Raw genomic sequence first — 19,245 nt, 5'->3', positions numbered from 1 at the left:
AAGAATGAGATGGCTAAGCCATCATCACTTGTGGCGAAAATAATTCAGTCCTTTTGTTCAGCCCGATCTCATGTTAAAAAGACGAAGGGGCCTCGCCCCTCACCGCATCCTGAAAGAACACACGACGGACTACCAACGAAACGATTGTGACCAGATGTCTGCTACCCCCCTTGAAACCCTCAAATCGATTTACGGCTACAGCAATTTTCGCGCCCTGCAAGGGGAGATCATCGACACCCTGATCGGCGGCGACGACGCCTTTGTGCTGATGCCGACCGGCGGTGGCAAATCGCTCTGCTACCAGATTCCGGCGCACCACCGTGAGGGCGTGGCGATCATCGTCTCCCCGCTGATTTCGCTGATGAAGGATCAGGTCGATGCACTCCTTGCCAACGGCGTCCGCGCCGCGCAGTACAACTCATCGCTCGACGCCGCCACCGCCCGTGCTACCCTTGCCGCACTCCACGCCGGCGAACTTGACCTGCTTTACATCGCTCCCGAACGGCTGCTGAGCGACGAGTTCATCGCCCGGCTGAAGTCCATCGATATCGCCCTCTTTGCCATCGACGAGGCACACTGCGTCTCGCAGTGGGGGCACGATTTCCGGCCGGAATATATTCAGCTCGGGCGACTGCGCGAACTCTTCCCCGCCATCCCGCTGATCGCCCTGACCGCCACCGCCGATCCGCAGACCCGCGAGGACATCATCCAGCGCCTCAACCTCGGCCGCGCCCGCCGTTTCATTGCCGGTTTCGACCGGCCAAATATCCGTTACACCGTAATCGACAAGCATCAGCCGTTCAACCAGTTGAAGTCCTTTCTCGCCGAGCGGCCCCATGATGCCGGAATTGTCTACGCCCTGAGCCGCAAGCGCACCGAAGAAGTCGCCGCCAAACTCAATTTAACCGGAATCAAGGCGGCCGCCTATCATGCCGGACTGCCGGACAAAGAGCGTCAGCGGGTGCAGGAAGAATTTTTGCGCGACGACCTCCAAGTGGTGGTGGCAACGGTCGCCTTCGGCATGGGGATCGACAAGCCGAATGTTCGCTTTGTCGTCCATTACGACATCCCCAAGAATATCGAAAGCTACTATCAGGAGACTGGCCGCGCCGGACGCGACGGCCTCCCCGCCGAGGCGCTGCTCCTTTTTGGTTACGGCGACATTGCGCTGGTGCGCGGGCTGATTGAAAAAGGCGGCAATCCGGAGCAGAACCGTATCGAGCTGCATAAACTCAACGCCATGGTCGGTTATGCCGAACCGCTCACCTGTCGGCGTCGCGCCCTGCTTGGCTATTTCGGTGAAGAGCTCAGTGAGGATTGCGGCAACTGTGATATCTGCCTCAACCCGCCGCAGCGTTTTGACGCCACCGAGGACGCCCGCAAGGCACTCTCCTGCGTCTATCGCGTCGGCCAGCGCTTCGGGATGAACCACGTTATCGACGTGCTGCGCGGTTCCGCCAACCAGCGGATTCTCGATCTGCGCCACGATAAAGTTTCCACCTACGGCATCGGTGCGCAGCACAGCAAGGATTACTGGAGCAGCCTCTATCGTCAACTGATTCACCTCGGCTACCTGCGCCAGGATGTCGCCAACTTTTCGGTGCTGCAACTCACTGCCAATGCCCGTCCACTATTGCGCGGCGAACGGCAGTTGACGCTGGCGCAACCGCGCGTCAAGGTGAAACCGCTGCCGAAGAAGAAAACACGCAGAAAGATCGGTGAACTCGACTACAACGAAGAGCTCTTCCAGCAGCTCCGCGAACTGCGCAAGACCCTCGCCGACCGCGACGGCGTACCGCCCTATGTCATCTTCGGCGATGCCGCGTTGGTGGAAATGGCCGCGTATCTGCCGCGTGATCCAGAGGCGTTTTTGCGCATCAACGGGGTGGGGAAACGCAAGCTGGAAAAGTTTGGCGAGGATTTCATCAGTGTCATCATCGACTTTGGCAGATCGATGTAGTTGCTGCGATGGTGAGGTTTCACGCCCCTTGATTACGGTTGATGGCGTCGCAAAAAGTCCGCCCTACTGCGTTACGCTGGTTTTTCAAGACCTCGACCTACCTGATGTAGGCCTTCGCCCCTGAAAAACCACCAAGCCTTGGAGGACGAAATTTTTGCTTAGCCATCTCTTTCTTTTTTGCGAGTGCATCACGGTTGAATTGCGAATTCTGCGCCCTCCTGACCGGTTCACGTGAAAGGGCACATTGGCTTGCCCAATAGAAAGTTGATCTCGACCAGCTCAAAAACCGCCTCGGTGAGCTCGGCAGGGACATTAGCCCGGCTTCCTTGCTGCGAAGTTTTTCTTGACGGGGGAATAGGGATCTTGCCCTCGCCAGTTTTGATCTGACCGCAATGTAAATCCCGCCCCCTTGTCATTTCCCCGTCAATCCTGTATATATACGTGGCCGAACCGTTAACATCTTCTCTTCTCAGGAGCCTGTACTATGCCCATGTCCCCGGACTTTAAACACCGCCTCTTCCCATCACTGCAAGCAATCGCCGCTCACTACGGCACCCCGTTTCATATCTACGACGAAGTCGGCATCCGCGCAACTGGCGCACAACTGAAAAAAGCCTTTTCCGGCATTGCCGGGTTTCAGGAATTTTACGCCGTCAAGGCACTGCCGAATAAAGCGATCCTCAAGATTATGCGGGAGATGGGGTTCGGTTTCGATTGCAGCTCGATCCCGGAGCTGATCCTGTCGCGTGAACTCGGTGCCAAGGCTGAAGATATCATGTTCACCTCCAACAACACCACGCAGGAGGAGTTTGAAGCAGCACTGGGCAACGGCGGCTGCGTGCTTAATCTGGACGACATCAGCCTGATCGACAAGGTACCAAACTTCCCCGAACTGGTCTGTTTCCGCTACAATCCCGGCCCGCGCCGGACCGGCAATATCATCATCGGCAACCCGGTCGAGGCCAAGTACGGTGTCACCCACGAGCAGGTGATCGACGCCTACCGTCAGGCGCGCGAACGCGGTGCCAGCCGTTTCGGGCTGCACACCATGGTCGCTTCGAACGAGCTTGACTATACCTATATGGTCGAAACCGCGCGCATGGTCCTCGACCTTGCCGCACTGCTCGAAAAGGAACTCGGTATCCGGCTCCAATTCGTCAATATCGGCGGCGGTTTCGGCATCCCCTATCGCCCCGACCAGGCCCCGCTCAATATTGACGCGATGGCCGAGGAAATCACCGCCCTGTTCACCGCTTTCGGTGCGGAACATGGTTATCAGCCGACGATGTTCATGGAGAGCGGTCGCTTTATGACTGGTCCCCACGGCGCGCTGGTAACCACCGCCATCAACCACAAGGACACCTACCGCAGGTACGTCGGCGTCGATGCCTGCATGTCAGCGCTGATGCGCCCGGCACTCTACGAGGCCTACCATCACATCGACGTCCTCGGCAAGGAAGACGCGGCACAGAGCGAGACCTGCGATGTGGTCGGTTCGCTGTGCGAGAACAACGATAAATTCGCCGTTCAGCGCGAACTGCCACCGATTGACGAAGGTGACCTGCTCGTCATCCATGACACCGGTGCCCACGGTCATGCGATGGGGTTCCAGTACAACGGTCGCCTGCGCCCCAAAGAACTGCTGCTGCGCGCCAACGGCACGGTCGAACTGATCCGCCGGGCGGAAACGCTGGAGGACTACTTCGCCACCTGCAACTTCACCCCCGACGTGATGCAGACCAACTAAACCATCTCGCAGGACCGGCACCTTGCAACGTGCCGGTCTTTTCTTTTGCAACTGGACGCAACAGCGATGATCGAAGTGAAATGCCCCCATTGTGACTATGCCCGTGACGTCCCGGCCGAGAAGATTCCCGCCGGGCACCGCACCGTCACCTGTCCGCAGTGCCGGGAGAAATTTCCTTTCGATAAAAACGCGGTTTTCGCCGACCTTGTGACCGCCTCGATTCCGTCGCCAAGCGCAGCCACGCCGAACAGCGAATCTGTCTCTCCGGCGCTTGAGCTTTCTAACAGCAACGGCCGCCTCAGCCCGATCAAGGTACTCGGCCCCGATATTTGGCGGCTGATCAAGAGCAAAGGCTGGGTCGTCGTCGGCACCTGGCTGGCAGCGACATTTCTGGTCGTCTCCGGCGGCACCCTCTTTACTGCCGCGACGGCAGCACTGATCGATGTCAGCGGCAACAGCGTCCTGGTCACCAGCAGCGCAATCGTTCTCGGCATCATCCTCTGCTGTTACGCCCTCGGCTGGTGGCTGGCCGCCGTCATGTGTGCGGTCGTCGTTGATGAGATCACGGTCAAGACCGCTCTTGCGGGAGGATGCGCCTATGCCTGGCGGTACTTCTGGCTGATGACCTTGCTCGGCCATATGCTGGTTGGGGGAACACTGCTCTTCTTCATCCCCGGCATTGTCTTTTACGTCTGGTTCTTCTTTGCCCAGTATCTGCTGGTTGCGGAAAATGTGCGCGGGATGGACGCGTTGCTCCTTAGCCGTGCGTATGTGCGCGGGTATGGTTGGGGGATTTGCGGTCGGCTGTTGTTATTGTCGTTGCTGTTGTGGGTCGTCACGCTGCTGCTCGGGTTCATTCCGATCATCGGCCCACTCCTCGTGCTGCTCCTTTGGCCCTTCGCCCTGCTGATGCCAAAAGCCCTCTATCTGGAACTGCGTGCCCTCAATCCCGCGCCACCGCGAGCATTCAGTCGCAGCGCAAAAGCGGCGTGGTTGATCCTTGGCACACTCGGTTATCTGCTGATCCCCGCCGCCCTCTTCTGGGGTGGCACGGCACTCATCGAGAATCTCTCCACCTGCTTTATTCAGCTTAACATCATGCCCTGAACGCATGATGCACTCGCAAAAAAAGTTGGATGGCTAAGCAAAAATTTTGTCCTCCAAGGCTTGGTGGTTTTTCAGGGGCACAGGCCTGCATCAGGCAGGTCGAGGTCCTGAAAAACCAGCGTAACGCCGGAGGGCGGACTTTTTGCGACGCCATCATGCGATCGTCAGTACCGCCGCCCCCTCCAGGCGTCCCTCGCGCACACATGCCAATGCCTCGTTCGCCTGATTTAACAAAAAAGGGACCGCTACTGTGCGGACTTTTGCCGCTGCGGCTGCCCGCATTAAACCCAGACCGTCATCGCGGGTAAGGTTGGCCACCGAAACGATACTGCGTTCTTCCCACAGATCACGATAAGGAAAGGCGGGAATATCGCTCATGTGAATCCCCCCGCACACCACCCGCCCCCCTTTGCCAACCGCTCGCAACGCCATCGGCACCAGTGCGCCGACCGGGGCAAAGATCAACGCCGCATCGAGTCGCTCAGGGGGCATGATGTCGGAGTCTCCCGCCCAGGTCACGCCCAGCTTGCGCGCAAACAGCTGCGCGGCCTGGTCACCGGGACGTGTAAAGGCGTAGATTTCGCGCCCCTCAAAAAGAGCCAGCTGGGCAACGATATGCGCCGCCGCGCCGAAACCGTAGAGGCCAATCCGTCGCGCTGTCGGACCCGCCATGCAATAAGTCCGATAGCCGATCAACCCGGCGCAGAGCAGTGGCGCGGCGTGAAGATCGTCGTATTCATCGGGAAGCATGAAGGTGAAGCGCTGGTCGGCGACGACATATTCAGCATACCCCCCGTTACGCGTGTATCCAGTAAAAAGGGGGGCATCACAGAGATTCTCCCGACCACTTTGGCAATAAGCACATGCCCCGCAGGTCCGCCCCAGCCACGGCACACCAACCCGGTCACCGAGCTGCAGCCCGGTCACGCCGTGACCGAGCGCTGCCACCCGACCGACAATCTCGTGCCCTGGAATCAGCGGCAGCTGTGCCGCGTTCAGTTCGTTATCCACAATATGCAGATCGGTCCGGCAGACGCCACAGGTGGCAACTTTCAGCAGCACCTCCCCCGCCGCCGGTTGCGGCAGCGGCAAGTGACGTTCGCGCAGAGGTGTTGCCGGTTTTTCCAGAACCATGGCGCGCATTGTTGGCGGCAGGGTCATTGTTGTCTGCTCCTTCCTGGTACCCTGTAACCCATAGGATTTCGAGGGATTGCGCAGGGCTTTGACGTGTCAGCAAGGCGCGATTTCTGTTGCCTAGCCGTAGCTAAACAGCTGAAATCGGAACGTAGCTGACGCGGCAAAGAACAAGCAAGATGCGAAAGATTATGGGTTACAGGGTACTAGTTTCGTATGCGACATGAACGCAATCAAATCTATCATATTTATTCCAGGCGCGGTAAATTGTGCGGTAAATTGTTGGCGGATCATTTCCGGGCTGGTACACTTCACGCGTTGGGACCCCCTGAAAGACAACATTCAGCGCAATAATTTGTTGCGACGATGCCCCTCCCGTGTCATCTTTAGCGTCGTGTGACCGTGACACTATAAAGGAGAGTTTGCCCATGACCCAATTGAGCGACCAAGAGCTGATTCGCGCCCTGGAAGAGCGGTTTGAGGAGAATCACAAAGCATTGCACGACCTGCGCATGACCACCTCCAAACTTGAGGAGATGAATCGCAAATTGCAGGAATCGGAAGCGTTGAAAAGTCATTTTCTGTCGAACGTTCGCAATGAAATCAACACTCCGCTCACCGCCATTACCGGGCTGGCCCAACAGATGATCTGCGGCAATGTTTCTCCCGCTGAAGTCTCCGGAGTTGCCACTGACATCTACTTCGAAGCGTTTAATCTCGATTTTCAGCTGCAAAATGTTTTTGCCGCTGCCGAACTTGAAGCGGGGGAAGCGACCCCCTTCCCGGCCCGGGTCGATGTCATCGCGCTGGTCACCAGCACCTTCGAAATGTTTGCCCATCAGGCCAGAATCAAACAAATCGACTTTCGCCACCACCTTGAAGTCGCGCCCAAATATTTTGTGACCGATCCGGAAAAATTGCGCATCATCCTCGCCAACCTGCTTGCCAATGCAACTGAATTCAGCCCCGCTGGAGCTGCTGTCGATGTTCGCGTTACACAAGAGGATAACAGCCTGCTCCTCTCCGTCCGCAACACCGGGGTACACTTGGATGAAACCGCCCGCAGTCAAATCTTCGACCGCTTCCGGCAACTCGATATGGGCTCAACCAAGCAACATCACGGCCAGGGGCTTGGACTCAGTGTTTGCCGTTCTCTGGCCGAACTGCTCTTCGGCACCATTACCCTGACGACCGACGACATTGTTCCCTGGTGCCAGTTTAAGCTGAGCCTGGCACCATTTCCGGCGGAGGTCTCTGCCAGCGCTGAAGATGGAAACGTTTTTTTGTTCGACAATGTCGAAAAATTTTGAATTAATTTATTTTGCCACGGAGCACCGGAGTGGGACCAACCCCCGACATCAAAAAACATTTCCTTCTTCCCGGAGCGATCTTTGCCCCCGCTACTGAGCATCTGGTCACAACCATTCTCGGTTCGTGCGTCGCTGTCTGTCTGTGGGACCAGGCACATCATCGCGGCGGAATGAACCATTTTCTACTGCCACTGTGGAACGGGGATGGTCTACCGACACCCAAGTACGGTAATATCGCCATTGACCGGCTTCTGGAAAAATTGTTGCAACGCGGTGCCAATCACGCAACACTGATTGCCAAGGTTTTCGGCGGTGCCTCGATGTGGTCCAGCAGCGGGGGTTTGCTGGCAGTCGGTGAACGCAATGTGGAACTGGTTAAAGCACAACTTGATGAACTGCGTATTCCGATCGTCGGTGCCGACCTCGGCGGACGGGTCGGACGCAAGGTCATCTTCAACACCGCGACCGGTGAAGTCTGGATGCAGCGGCATCAGGAACGCAGTTGACGCTTCCCCGGCAGCAAAATCAGCGCACCATACGCACCGCTATATCTAGAAACGCATCCTCGGCCACCCGGTCGGGGTCAAGGAGGAAAAAATGATCCGAGTTGTCGTTGTCGGTGCCGGAATTTCCGGTTTGGCCACCGCCTTTGCCCTGCAACAAAAAGCCGCCGCGGCCGGGCTGAATATCGATCTGCAAATCTTCGAGAAGGAAGACCGTACCGGCGGAAAAATTCTCAGCATCAAAGAAGACGGTTACCTGTGCGAATGGGGGCCGAACGGATTTCTCGACAACAAACCAATGACTCTCGAACTGTGTGATACCCTCGGCATCCGTGACCGGTTGCTGCGCTCCGATGATAACGCACGCAAACGTTTCATCTACTCTGAGAAGTTTCTGCACCGGCTACCGGAGGGCGGCCCGTCGTTTCTCGCCTCGAAACTGATTTCCTGGCCGGGAAAGATGCGCCTCGCCTGTGAACCGTTCATCCCGGCAAAACGCGACGACGAAGACGAAACCCTGGCGGATTTCGGACGACGGCGGCTCGGTGCCGAGGCGCTCGACAAGCTGATCGCACCGATGGTTTCGGGGATCTTTGCCGGTGATCCGGAGACGATGAGTCTGCGCAGCTGTTTCCCGCGCATTCACGAACTGGAGATGGAATACGGCGGTCTGATCAAGGCGATGATGATGCTCGCCAAAAAGAAAAAGGCCGAACGCAAGGCGGGGAAAGCGGTGGCCAGTGCGGCGGGCCCCGGCGGCGTGCTGACCTCATTTATCGGCGGTATTCAGGAATTGACCAACGAAGCGCAGTGCGCGCTGGGCGACACGATCCGAACCGGTGCAGCGGTCAACGGCATTCTGCCGAAAAAAGATGGTTTTGAAGTCCATCTGGCGGACGGCAGCATGATCGATACCGACATCGTCATCTCCGCCGCTCCCGCCTTCGCCCTGAGCAGCATGCTGAACGAATCGCTGCCGCCCATGGCGGAACTGCTTAACGGCATCCCCTACTCACCGCTTTTTGTCGTCTGCTTTGGTTATGAACGCGACAAGATCGCCCGTGACCTCGACGGTTTCGGCTATCTGATCCCCAAAAAAGAGGGGTGCAACACCCTGGGCACGTTGTGGGATTCGAGCATCTTCCCGAATCGCGCCCCGGCGGGGAAAGTATTACTGCGCTCCATGATCGGCGGGGCAGCCAACACCGGGGTGATTAATCTACCGGAAAGTGAAATTCAGACGCGGGTCATGGCTGATCTGAAACAGATCATGGGGATCGACGCAGCGCCCGATTTTGTGCGTATTTTCCGTCACGAACGGGCCATCCCGCAATATCGTGCCGGACACGCGGCCCGTCTGGTCGCCCTGGACGAGCAATTGCAGCGCAAGCCCGGACTGTTTCTCACCGGTAATGCCTTCTTCGGCGTCGGTCTCAATGACTGCGTCAATGCCGCGAACCGGGTTGCCGATCAGGCGCTGGACTTTATCTGCGCCCGTTCTTGAATTTGCGCCCACTGAATTGCGGCGGATGACATGGACAATCGCTATAGCATGACCGCTTTCGGCAAAGACCGCCCCGGCATTGCCGCCGACGTCACCGGTATACTCTACGAAAACGGCTACAATCTGGATAAAAAAACATGACCTTGCTGGCGGACGAGTTCGCCTGATCATGCTCTTCTCCAGTGCCGCCGTCTGGAAAAAGACAAGAAGATCTCCACCTTCCTGCGGCCGCTTCAACAGCACCGGAACATCGCCAAAGCCACCGCCGACTACGTCCTGCATGTCGAGGGGGAAGATCCTGCGGGGATCGGCTATAAAATCAGCCGTTTTCTCGCTGAACTGGCGCCCAACATCATCGATCTCAAACCAGATGTGCGCCCCTCCCCGCAAAGCGGCGCACCACTCTACGTAATGGACATTCACATTCAGGTGCCGGTCACCGATGATCGCGAAGTAATCGAGGAAGGGCACAGGTCGCCGACGAGTTGCATGTCGATATCACCCTGAGCTGAGTTTGTATGGTTTGGAACTTGAAGCGAATGATGTTTTGGCTGCATAAAACAGCCAAAACATCATTTTTTTAACCAAAAAGACATCGTTCGAACAGACTGTGACCGATTTACTTCAAAATTTTCATGCCAGTGGTTTGTTACTGCCAGACTTAACCGTCAGAACTTGTTGCCGCTGACCAAATCCGACAAATTACAAGCTATTTTTGAATTACGAAACGCGCACGATTGACTCCATTTTTTCAAATCAAACTACCACGGCGTCACCAGGTTCCAACCGCCGTTGATCGGGTCGTTGAAGGTCGCGTTACGGCTGCTGTCGCGTCGGTGGCAGGTCTGCGCCGAAGCGTAGTAGGCCGGCTTCTTGTTTATATCGGTCGTGCTGGCGGTACTGCGGGTCTGGGAATTTTTGTTATCGTCCCAGGTGTTGTGGGTGATGTCGAGGCAGTTGGTGATCATCAGTTTCGGCAGCCGCGAGGCGTGCGGGTTGTGGCACTTGGAGCAACTGAACTGGTGATACCATTTGTCGGTGGTTGCAGCATCGACGGTCACACCCCAATCATAGGCCAAAGCATCGATCGGTTCCTTGTTGAGGCTATGCGTCTGCGGGTTCCAGGTCTTGAGGCGGTAACCGTAGACAAAGTAATTGTCACCGGCCACCTCTGCCCCCCGCTGATTGGCCATATTGGGTATCCTATTGGTGAAGCCCTCTGAACTAAGGGTCGTGTTAGGGCTCGGAACGGGCCGACCATGGGTGTAGTCGAAGATGTTGGCCGCATAAACACCGGTGCCGCCAAGAGCCGAGTTGGAGTGGCCATTAGTGCCGAGCCAGAGATTCTCGCCGGTCTGCTGGTCAAGGGCGTCGACGTTGTCACCATGGCAGAGGATACAGAGCCCCGCAGAGTTCTGCAACGTCCAGGCGGCGGTCGGGTTGGTGGCCGCAGTCCGTGTGGTCTCGCCAGTGCCGGGGACGACATTATTCTCGTCGATGTAGTAGCCACCAAGCTCCGTATAGTTGATACCGCCGCGTGGGACCGGACCAAAACCGATGGTCGAAGCGGCGTAAGAATGAGTGATGTTGTAGGTATAGGCGGTATAGGTTTTGCCGGCCTGTGGCGCACCGTCCTCTTCGTAGGGGTTCCCCATCCAGTTGCCGCGCAGGTAGGGGGAGCCAGTGGCGGCATCGTTGGGTGCCCGGTTCATGTCGTGCACGTCGTGGCAGTTGCTGCAGTGCAGGTTGGCCACGGCATCAACATTCTCCTGGTAGCGCTTCGGCGTCACCGCCGTATTAAGAGTGACGGCACTGGAGCCGGCCGGGCTGGTGCTGTGGGTCGACTGGATCGCCCCGGTCTTGTAGGCGAATGCGGCCTTGCCGCTGCTCCAGGTGGCGCCGACACCGGGCGAGACGATCCACTTGGCGCTCGTACCACTATTGACGGTCCCGTAGTTGTAGGGGCTGCCGCCGGTCAGCGCTTTGTTGTTATCCCCCCATTCGGAGATGCTGTTGCTGTCGTGGCATCCCCAACACATCTCGGCTTCGGAGCTGTAGGGGCCGCGTCCACCGATATCGGTGCGCAGGTGAATACCGCCGCCCGAGTAATTGATGCCAACGAAGCTGTTGTTGGGGATCAGTACCGTATCCGCCGGCGTTCCGCTCGGATGACCGGCAAGGTGACAGTAGGTGCAGTTGCCCGACATCGGGTCAGTGGCCCAGCCGTTGTTGGGCAGAGTGACGCCGGCAGCCGGATCGGTCACGTGCGCCGGGGTGCTGCCATTGAAGTTGTGGCAGCTGACGCAATCGACAACCTCCGCGCTGTCCCAGGCTGGCGTTGCGGTTGTACCGTGGCAGGTAGACACAGAAGTCCCGCCACAAGTTCCCGGGGTATTGGGTCCAGTAGCATTCGGAGTGAAGAGAGCCCCTATACCAGCCGCGTCGATATCATAGTCGACATCAATTTTGCCGTCGGCATGAACATTGTCCTTATGGCAGAGCCGACAATTATCGCCCTTGGAGTAGCGGAATGAGTAGTTGAGATGCTTCTCGTGCTGGCCAACGTACTTGCCGGTGGAGTTGCCATGGTTGTCGACCGGCGGCGATGCCAAAAGCTCCTCGCTCCCTGCATCGTCGTAGGGCTGCCCATAAGCGTCGTTGCCTCGCAAGAGATTACCGTGGCAGGCCGCGCACGGCAGGGTCGAGTTTTCATCCCAGGATGGGGTCGCCGGCCCGTGGCAGCCGCTCGCGTTGGTGGTGGCGAAATTGAAGCAGGTACCGTTGTCGATCTGATCGCCGGTCGGCGACAAGGTGAAACCGCCGGAGCTGGTGTCTTCGTAGATCATGAAGCCGCCCTGCGTATAAGTAAGGGTGCTGCCGGCAAACACGCCGGTCACCTGAGGCAGCTTGGCGCCTGTCGCATCGCGCCCCCAGCCAAGCTGTAGCAGTCCGTCTTGGTGACGGATCTGTAAATTGTAGTCCTTGATGCCGTAGGTCGCTACCTCATCGCCGTGGCACTTGGCGCAGTCGTGAACAGTGTAGCCATGCTGGAGATGGTTGCCCGCAGTGGTGACATCGTCGGGTGGCGTGCCATGGCAGATGCCACACTTACGGCCGCCGTTGGCCGTCGGGCTCTGAGTGCCGACCGCGACCGAGTCATTGTCGGAGAGAGTCGACCAGTTGCCGGTTTCGTCGGCAGCCTTGATGGCGAAGTAGTAGGGGGTATCCGGGATCAGGTCGACCACCTCGTAACCCTGCGGCGTACCGCCGAAGGTCGGCACCGGCTCACTGGTCACCTGAGTGGCCAGATTGTAGTCGGAGTCGTTGGTGATCGCCGCCATCGCGTAGCGGATGTCGTACTGGGCGGCACGGGTCTTGTCGTAACCGTCGTCGCCCGGCGCCGTCCAGGTGAGGTAGGCGGAGCCGCTCTTCGGCCGCGTTTCGGCGACGAGGTCTTTGATCTGTCCCGGAGCGATGGTATCGACGCTGTTATTTACCGTCCAGGCCGCCGAGGTGAGGGCAGTGTGGTCGGCACCGCTGCCATCCCCCTTCTGGTAGCCGTCCATGGCCAGCACCTTAACCATCACGCCAGTGTTCGCGGCGCTCAGACCGATACCGGCCTTGAGGGTATCCCAAGTGACGTTGACCGTGGGCGTACCGGTCAGTCCTTCAGCGATCACATGCTTGAAGGTGACGCCGTTGTCGTCGCTGCCAACCACGTCGTAATGCACGAGGTGGCCGTCCGTGTCGGTCGCGGCATTCCAGGAAATATTCACGATCCCGTTACCGTTCGGCGGCGTGACGAAGGCAAAGGCCGTCGGCAGATGATTGTAGGGGGTCAGCAGCACGGTGATGTCACCGCGATTGGCGGCGTTGCCGTAAGAGACCGTGGCGCCGGTCACGGTGATGCGCAACGCCAGCCCGTTACCGGCCGACACCATGCCGCCGGAGCCAAAGCCGAGACGGAGCACCTTATTGGAGGTGTTCGGCGGGACGGTCTTGGTCACCGTAACCGCCGGGGTAAAGGCATTGAATACACCGTTCCAGTAACCCAGGTCGGCCGTCACCGTCCCGCCGACGGTCTCACTTCCGTTGCTGAAGCTGGCGTAGAAGCTGGTTCCCACAACATTGGTGTCGGCGGCGAAGTTGGCGGTCCGCAAGGTGGCGTTGCCGCTGCCGGTCGTACCGTAGGTGCCGGTCTGCAGAACCGTCGTGCCGCTGGTGTAGTAGGTGACGGTCGTCGGCTGGATCTTCGCCGTGGTGATCGGCAGCACCGCCCTGACGATGGTATTGGCATCGCTGTTGCCGGCACTGTCCTTGGCGCGCACTGCGAAGTGGTAAAGCACGCCGGTCGGCAGGCCGCTCACCTTGAGTGTGGTGCCGGTGGTGGTAATCGCCGTATCGGTAACGGCGCTGTACTCAATGGTGCCGGTGTCATAGTAGACGGTGTAGGTCACCGGCAGGGAGTGGTCCTGGGCCGCCTCCCAGGAGAGCACCACGGTACCGGTTTCGTCGGTGCTGTGCGACTGGCCCAGCCCGAGAAAGATCGGTGCCTGGTTGTCGGTTTTGGCTGCGGCGCTGACGCTGTTGGAGGCCGTCGACCAGTTGTCGTCCTCGTCAGATGTCTTGACGGCGAAGTAATAGGTGTTACCGCCAGTGAGCCCGTCAACCTTCATCTCGGTCGCATTGAGTTTGCCGTGGCGCCCCACCGAAGGCGGGCCGCCGGCGATGGTGGCACTGGCCCAGTTGGTATCGTTGATGGCAGCGGTGCTGTAGCGCACCTCGTAGTGATAGGCGTTGGGACCGGCATTCCCGTCGTTGGCCGGCGCGGTCCAGATCAGGTCAACCGTTCCCGGTTCGGTGCCGGTCACCGCCGCCAGATTGGTGATCTGGCCCGGGGCGAGCACGTCGGGGTACCAGGTCCAGGTGAACTCGCCGTTCGAATGGCAGTCGACGGTGGAGCAACGCTTGATGGCCGGATTGTAACTGCCGTCGCCGTCGACTCCACCTTGGAGGTTGGTATAACTGCTGGCCGGATTCCAGCCGTCCTTGTGCAGGTCGGAGATGTCAACCGGACTGCCGGTGCTGTTGGTGTCATGGCCAACTCCGTTGACGTTGTTGCCACCAGGATCGGGGTGACAGTAGACGCAGGTGGCGTTCTTGTTGTCGAGCGTTGCCCCGCCGGCCATCTTGACGGCAATGGCATCGACATGGGTCGGATGCAGTCCGGCGCGATCAGGATAAGCGCCGGCATCCGGCCAGAAATTGCCGGCGACCGAATCGCCGTGGCAGCCGCTGCAGCCGCTCGGCTTGAAGGCGGGAGTATCGGCATGCTTGTGGCAGCCGATACAGACGCCGCTGTAGTGGGTTGGGGTCGCCGTGCTGCGGTTGAAATACTGGATGCTCCCACCCTCTGCCGTTGCGTCGGTAGGATCGTGACAGACTTGGCAGATACCGTATTTGCCAGTATTGGCACCGCTGTTCACCGGATCGAGATAATAGCTGGTGCGCACGGCGCGGTCGGTGAAGCCGACGACGTTTTTGCCGCCGATGCTGCTGCGTACCATGGCGTCAAAGCCGTCGGCGCCGTGCGGCTCGTGGCAAATGGTGCAGCGGTTGCCGCTGTCGCTGGTGCCAGCGCCGCCGTTGGCCTTGTGAATGTGCTCGACATTGGCCGTCTCGTGGCAGATGCCGCAGAAACCGTCCGGATCGAGAGCGTAATCCTTGGCCAGAACGATGTTCAAGCGATTATTGTCATTTAACGTACCGCTGATGTGTGATGAATTTTCATTATGGCAATCGGCGCACGCTTTGCCTGGCTTGCCTGCCCCGGTACGACCATGGCCGAAACTGGTATAGGCGGCGCCGGCGCGTTCCGGAGCAAAGACCCCTCCTCCATCCGCTTGACTGTTTGCCGGAGTGGTGCTGTGGCACGACTCGCAGGCAACCGGGGCAGAGGTCGGCCAGTTCGTCTTGGCCGTTCCGGCAGGGGTGGCCCCGCCGTGACAGGTATTGCAGCGAGCGGTCGTTGTCAACGCATTGCCATCCGCAAATTGAACCGAGCCGTTGATGTGGGCGGTCATCCCCGCCATGCTCGTATTATTTGCGTTGGACTGGTGACAGGTATTGCAAACGGTTCCGGACTGAGGCCCCTTCGCACCGGAGATGTGAGTGGTATGAGCCCCGGTCGTCGGCGCGTTGCCGTGGCAGATGGTACAGTCGGCGCTTGGCGTCCCCCATGTCGGGGTCACCACCGCCGTCGCCGCTGCCGTGCCATTGTTGTGGCAGGTACTGGTGGTACAGCTCCCCAGTGTGCCGCCCACGTCCTCCGCTCCAATGGTGTAACTCATCCCCGCCAGCAGATTCACCGTCCCGTCACTGTGCGCGTTGCTAACCGGTGCCGTGCCGTGACAGCTGGTGCAGGCAATGGTGTTGATGCCAAAGGTCGTTGCTGCGTTCAGATGCTGACCGTGGCTGCCGGTGGCCGGAGCGGTGTTGCTGTGGCAGAAGGCGCAGCCAGCCACATTCGCCACCGTCCAGGTCGCCGTATAGGTGCCGTTCGACGGGTTGTGGCAGGCCAGGTTATTACAGGTCGGATTGCCCGGATCGGGATCGCTGCCGGTATTCAACGCCGTTACGGTCACCGCAGCCTCATCCATCGTTGCAGCCGCACGACCGCTGATCCTGGCGGCGTCCGTACCGGCACCGGTGGTGATATGAGCGGTATCGACCGGAATAGCGTGGCAGTTGGCACAACTCGTAACCGTGGCGCTGTTAAAGTGAATATTGTGGCTGCCGCCGACCGCTCCGCTACCGACGTTGTTGGCACTGGTCGGGATCGCTTCATAGTAGTGACAGGCATCGCAATTAAGACCGTTGGCGTCGTTCCATGTACCGTCGGCAGCGGTCGAGGCATGGCAGGCACCGGAGCAATTGAGACTGGTGGTATTGTAACCGACACTGCTCGTCAAAATCGTCTTCCGACCGGAGGCGTTGCTGTGATTGAGACTGCCACCCTGATCGACTGACGGATCGTAGCTGTAGCTGTCGGCACCACTGTGACAGGTCGCACAGTCGCTAATATCTTCGACCGCCACATTATAAGAGACGGTGATCGTATGCAGCTCCGGATCGGACAGCGTCGCCCCGTCACGGTGGGCACCGGAAGCCGGCGGGAAACCGTGACAATCGTTACAGGCGGTTCCTGCCCCCACGCCGAAGGCAGCTACATCAGTGTGCGACTTATGGCAGGTGAAACAGTCAAGTCCCTCTTTGTGGGCGACACCTTCGTTCGTCTGATTATTGTGGGTAGTCACGGCACCACCGCCATAGCTGTGGCAGGTGGCGCAGATATCATCCGCGTTGGCGACGTCATCCTCGTCGTACGAATCAATACCGGTAATCGAGTTGAAAACAACCGTGCCGCTGTACCCGCCAGCACTGGTCGCCTTGACCATATAGATATTGCTGCTGCCATGCGGGTCATGACAAACGTTGCAGGACTTGCTCTGATGGGTAACGATCCCGTTCTTCAGCGCCGAACCACCGATGCCGTGGCAGGAGATTGTACAGGTCATGGCGGCTGCAAGCAAGCGCATGTCATCGCCGCTGACTCCGTCAAAATGGCCGACGTCGGCACCATCGTGACAGGATTCACAGATTTTATTTGCGGCGCTGTTATTTGAAACAACGTAGTTACCGCTCGGCTTGTTGTGTCCGGTGGCAATCGCGGAGTCCTTGCCCGGTGCCGTCTTGGCGTTGACGCTTGCCAAGGTGCCAAGATGACAGGTTTTGCACGTTACATTGCCACCGCTAATACTCCAGACGGGTTCAATATCGTTCCCGGTGCCGGACACAGTTGCACCGTGGCAGCCATTGCAGGTCGCCTGAGTCGGAGAATCGATGGTACCATCGACATGCGAAGCATGGGTACCGTCGTTTGCACCGTGGCAAGTGGCGCAGTCGATACCAATGACCGCAAGGTGTTTGACATGGGGATTGTCAACACCACCCGGAGCGGCGTTGGTCAACACGCCGTCATCAGTTCCATTGTTGTGACACGTGGTGCAGGTCGCCGCGCCGCCGTCCCAGTCGGGGGACTTGAAATTGGCACGTCCGTTAGAGTGGCAGTAAACGTTCGTACAAACACCGGTGCCACTGGCGAAACCGATGCTGGCATCGTTGCCCGCCAGACCGGCGGTATCGAATACGACATCTTTGTTGCCATCGACGTGAGCACCGCCGATGGCACCCGTTTGCAAAGAGATGCTGTTAACCGCCGTCGAGTTGTGGCAGTCGGAACAGGAGAAGGTCTTGCCCATCGCCAGCGTGCCGCTGCCCAGGTGCTTGGCATGTACTGCGGAGTTTCCGCGCGTACCCATCGTGGTCACGTCATTACCGTGACAAATCTGACATTCGGTCCCGGTACCGATAATAGTGTTGGCACCATTTCCCCAAACCGGATCGGAAACCGGGTAGGTTATGACACCGTCACGCGGGTCGCCGTTTGAATGACAATACACACTTGCACAGCTACCGACGCCGCTTTCAGTGTAGACGGGCGATAACACACCACCATTCGTCGTCAGGCCGGGCAAAGCACCGGCGGCAGTGTCAAGCACCTGCTGGAAAGAACCGGTATCGTGTCCGGTGGTTGCAGCTTCATTACCGTGGCAGTCACTGCATGAAAATGAATAACGACTTCCTCCAGCAGCATGCGCCCCGTGCGGCGTCAGCGATTCATCCTTGAAAATCGTACCACCCGATACGGTATCGTAACGGAACGTACCAACCGCGAAGCCGGTCGTCGCACCGGGAGTGTTGGTCGTCGGCGGATACCCGTGACACTGGTCACAGCCGGTCGCTTCAAACGCATAATTTGCGCCGTCATGCTGGTGGCAGGTACGACAATTTTCCCCCTCAATATGGGTCCTGATGCTGCCCGACATTGCGGTCAACTGACCGTGACACTTCTCACAGTAACCGGCAATGTCGCCGATGACCTCACCGGACCAAACCTGGGCGACGCTTTTACTACCGCCATGGTCGGTGGTCGCATCTTTGAAGTCAAGAGCGTTGACCGTATTGTAGGTGTTCGTTGTAACAACGTCGCGCAATACGAAATAGTTGGGGTTACCACCGTTGAAGGCGTGCCCGCTGTGACATTCAAGACAACCGACTGGCTCCGTCGCGTTGCCGTGCGGCTGGTAGGTGTGGCAAGCCTGACATAAATTGGACCGCAGCTGAGCCGTCTCAGTGCCGTTCGCTCCAGTGCGCCGGGGACCGTCACTGCGCAAAATATAGCCGTCTGAGTTCGAAAGTGCAGCCCAGTTGCCAAAACCGTCAGCAGTCGTCGAGTCGGAATCCGTAAAATGAACCCCGTGACACGAGGTACAACTGACCATGCCGTTGACGGTGCGGATACCGCTGTTAGCCGTATTGACAACCGCCGTCTGGTATTTGGTCGGATTAGCCGCAGCAACCGTATTGTAGTTGACAGCGACGCCGACCGGGTGAGTCAGCAGAGCATTGGCGTTGTTTACGTACCACGGTTTATGACAATCGGAACAAAGTTGATCCTGATTCTTTGCGACTTTCAACAATGATGGCTTTGAATTAACATTCGCATGGGGGTCGTGACAACGGAAACAAACCAGTTTGCCTTTAGATATTTGATAGCGGCCGTTGAATTGCCGGGTGTAGGTGGTCGGGGTCGTGGCACCGGCCGAAGGTACTACTTCACCGCTAAGCTTTTGCCACATGTGTGAGGTCTGCCTTCCGATAGCGGAATTATAATCGGAAGTAACAGTTCCCATGGCGTTACTGGCATCGCCGGAAACAAACCACCCGACAGTGTTATACGTTACACCGTCATTAAAAACATATTTTGGTGTACTCGATTCGTGACAGGTGATGCAAATGCCACCGTCCAGCGAAGCCCAATCAACGCCAGTCCTGTGACACTCTTGACAGCTTACTAA

Annotated in this window: 9 protein-coding genes; 7 read left to right on the top strand and 2 right to left on the bottom strand. The window is 58.3% G+C overall.

Annotated elements, in window-relative coordinates; translation table 11 throughout:
- Window positions 1-154 precede the first annotated feature (154 nt).
- The 3 genes from recQ to K0A93_02445 all read left to right on the top strand — a co-directional run bounded on the left by recQ (window position 155) and on the right by K0A93_02445 (window position 4,814).
- Window positions 155-1,960: a DNA helicase RecQ gene (gene recQ, locus K0A93_02455; protein ID MBW6510967.1), complete on the top strand. Its 1,806-nt coding sequence runs from the start codon at window positions 155-157 to the stop codon at window positions 1,958-1,960.
- Between the two features lie 484 nt (window positions 1,961-2,444).
- On the top strand, window positions 2,445-3,707 hold the full coding sequence (gene lysA / locus K0A93_02450; protein MBW6510966.1) for a diaminopimelate decarboxylase: 1,263 nt from the start codon (window positions 2,445-2,447) through the stop codon (window positions 3,705-3,707).
- A 66-nt stretch (window positions 3,708-3,773) separates the two neighbouring features.
- Window positions 3,774-4,814, top strand: a complete 1,041-nt coding sequence (locus tag K0A93_02445; protein ID MBW6510965.1) for a zinc-ribbon domain-containing protein — start codon at window positions 3,774-3,776, stop codon at window positions 4,812-4,814.
- A gap of 153 nt (window positions 4,815-4,967) precedes the next feature.
- Here K0A93_02445 and K0A93_02440 read toward each other — a convergent pair whose 3' ends face one another.
- Window positions 4,968-5,957, bottom strand: coding sequence for a zinc-dependent alcohol dehydrogenase family protein (locus tag K0A93_02440; GenBank protein ID MBW6510964.1), 990 nt, complete (start codon window positions 5,955-5,957; stop codon window positions 4,968-4,970).
- A 419-nt stretch (window positions 5,958-6,376) separates the two neighbouring features.
- Here K0A93_02440 and K0A93_02435 point away from each other — a divergent pair, with 419 nt between their 5' ends.
- The 4 genes from K0A93_02435 (at window position 6,377) to K0A93_02420 (ending at window position 9,406) form a co-directional block, all read left to right on the top strand.
- Window positions 6,377-7,258 (top strand): HAMP domain-containing histidine kinase, encoded by an 882-nt coding sequence (locus K0A93_02435; protein ID MBW6510963.1) that lies wholly within the window; start codon window positions 6,377-6,379, stop codon window positions 7,256-7,258.
- A gap of 29 nt (window positions 7,259-7,287) precedes the next feature.
- Window positions 7,288-7,764 carry a chemotaxis protein CheD gene (locus K0A93_02430; protein MBW6510962.1) on the top strand — a complete coding sequence of 159 codons (477 nt, stop codon included), beginning with the start codon at window positions 7,288-7,290 and terminating at the stop codon, window positions 7,762-7,764.
- 91 nt (window positions 7,765-7,855) lie between these two features.
- Window positions 7,856-9,265: a protoporphyrinogen oxidase gene (gene hemG, locus K0A93_02425; GenBank protein MBW6510961.1), complete on the top strand. Its 1,410-nt coding sequence runs from the start codon at window positions 7,856-7,858 to the stop codon at window positions 9,263-9,265.
- A gap of 30 nt (window positions 9,266-9,295) precedes the next feature.
- Window positions 9,296-9,406, top strand: coding sequence for an ACT domain-containing protein (locus K0A93_02420; GenBank protein ID MBW6510960.1), 111 nt, complete (start codon window positions 9,296-9,298; stop codon window positions 9,404-9,406).
- A 620-nt stretch (window positions 9,407-10,026) separates the two neighbouring features.
- On the opposite strand, the gene K0A93_02415 is transcribed toward K0A93_02420, so the two are convergent.
- Window positions 10,027-19,026 carry a CxxxxCH/CxxCH domain-containing protein gene (locus K0A93_02415; protein MBW6510959.1) on the bottom strand — a complete coding sequence of 3,000 codons (9,000 nt, stop codon included), beginning with the start codon at window positions 19,024-19,026 and terminating at the stop codon, window positions 10,027-10,029.
- Between the last annotated feature and the right edge of the window lie 219 nt (window positions 19,027-19,245).

The organism is Desulfuromonadaceae bacterium (genome assembly GCA_019429445.1).
Classification (GTDB): Bacteria; Desulfobacterota; Desulfuromonadia; order Desulfuromonadales; family JAHYIW01; genus JAHYIW01.
Note: the sequence above shows the minus strand (reverse complement) of the source record. Positions and strands in the feature narration are given on the sequence as shown.

Coding starts and splice junctions, on each gene's coding strand:
- recQ (MBW6510967.1), top strand. CDS start 155: ATGTCTGCTACCCCCCTTGAAACCCTCAAATCGATTTACGGCTACAGC.
- lysA (MBW6510966.1), top strand. CDS start 2,445: ATGCCCATGTCCCCGGACTTTAAACACCGCCTCTTCCCATCACTGCAA.
- K0A93_02445 (MBW6510965.1), top strand. CDS start 3,774: ATGATCGAAGTGAAATGCCCCCATTGTGACTATGCCCGTGACGTCCCG.
- K0A93_02440 (MBW6510964.1), bottom strand. CDS start 5,957: ATGCGCGCCATGGTTCTGGAAAAACCGGCAACACCTCTGCGCGAACGT.
- K0A93_02435 (MBW6510963.1), top strand. CDS start 6,377: ATGACCCAATTGAGCGACCAAGAGCTGATTCGCGCCCTGGAAGAGCGG.
- hemG (MBW6510961.1), top strand. CDS start 7,856: ATGATCCGAGTTGTCGTTGTCGGTGCCGGAATTTCCGGTTTGGCCACC.
- K0A93_02420 (MBW6510960.1), top strand. CDS start 9,296: ATGGACAATCGCTATAGCATGACCGCTTTCGGCAAAGACCGCCCCGGC.
- K0A93_02415 (MBW6510959.1), bottom strand. CDS start 19,026: ATGTGGCAAAAGCTTAGCGGTGAAGTAGTACCTTCGGCCGGTGCCACG.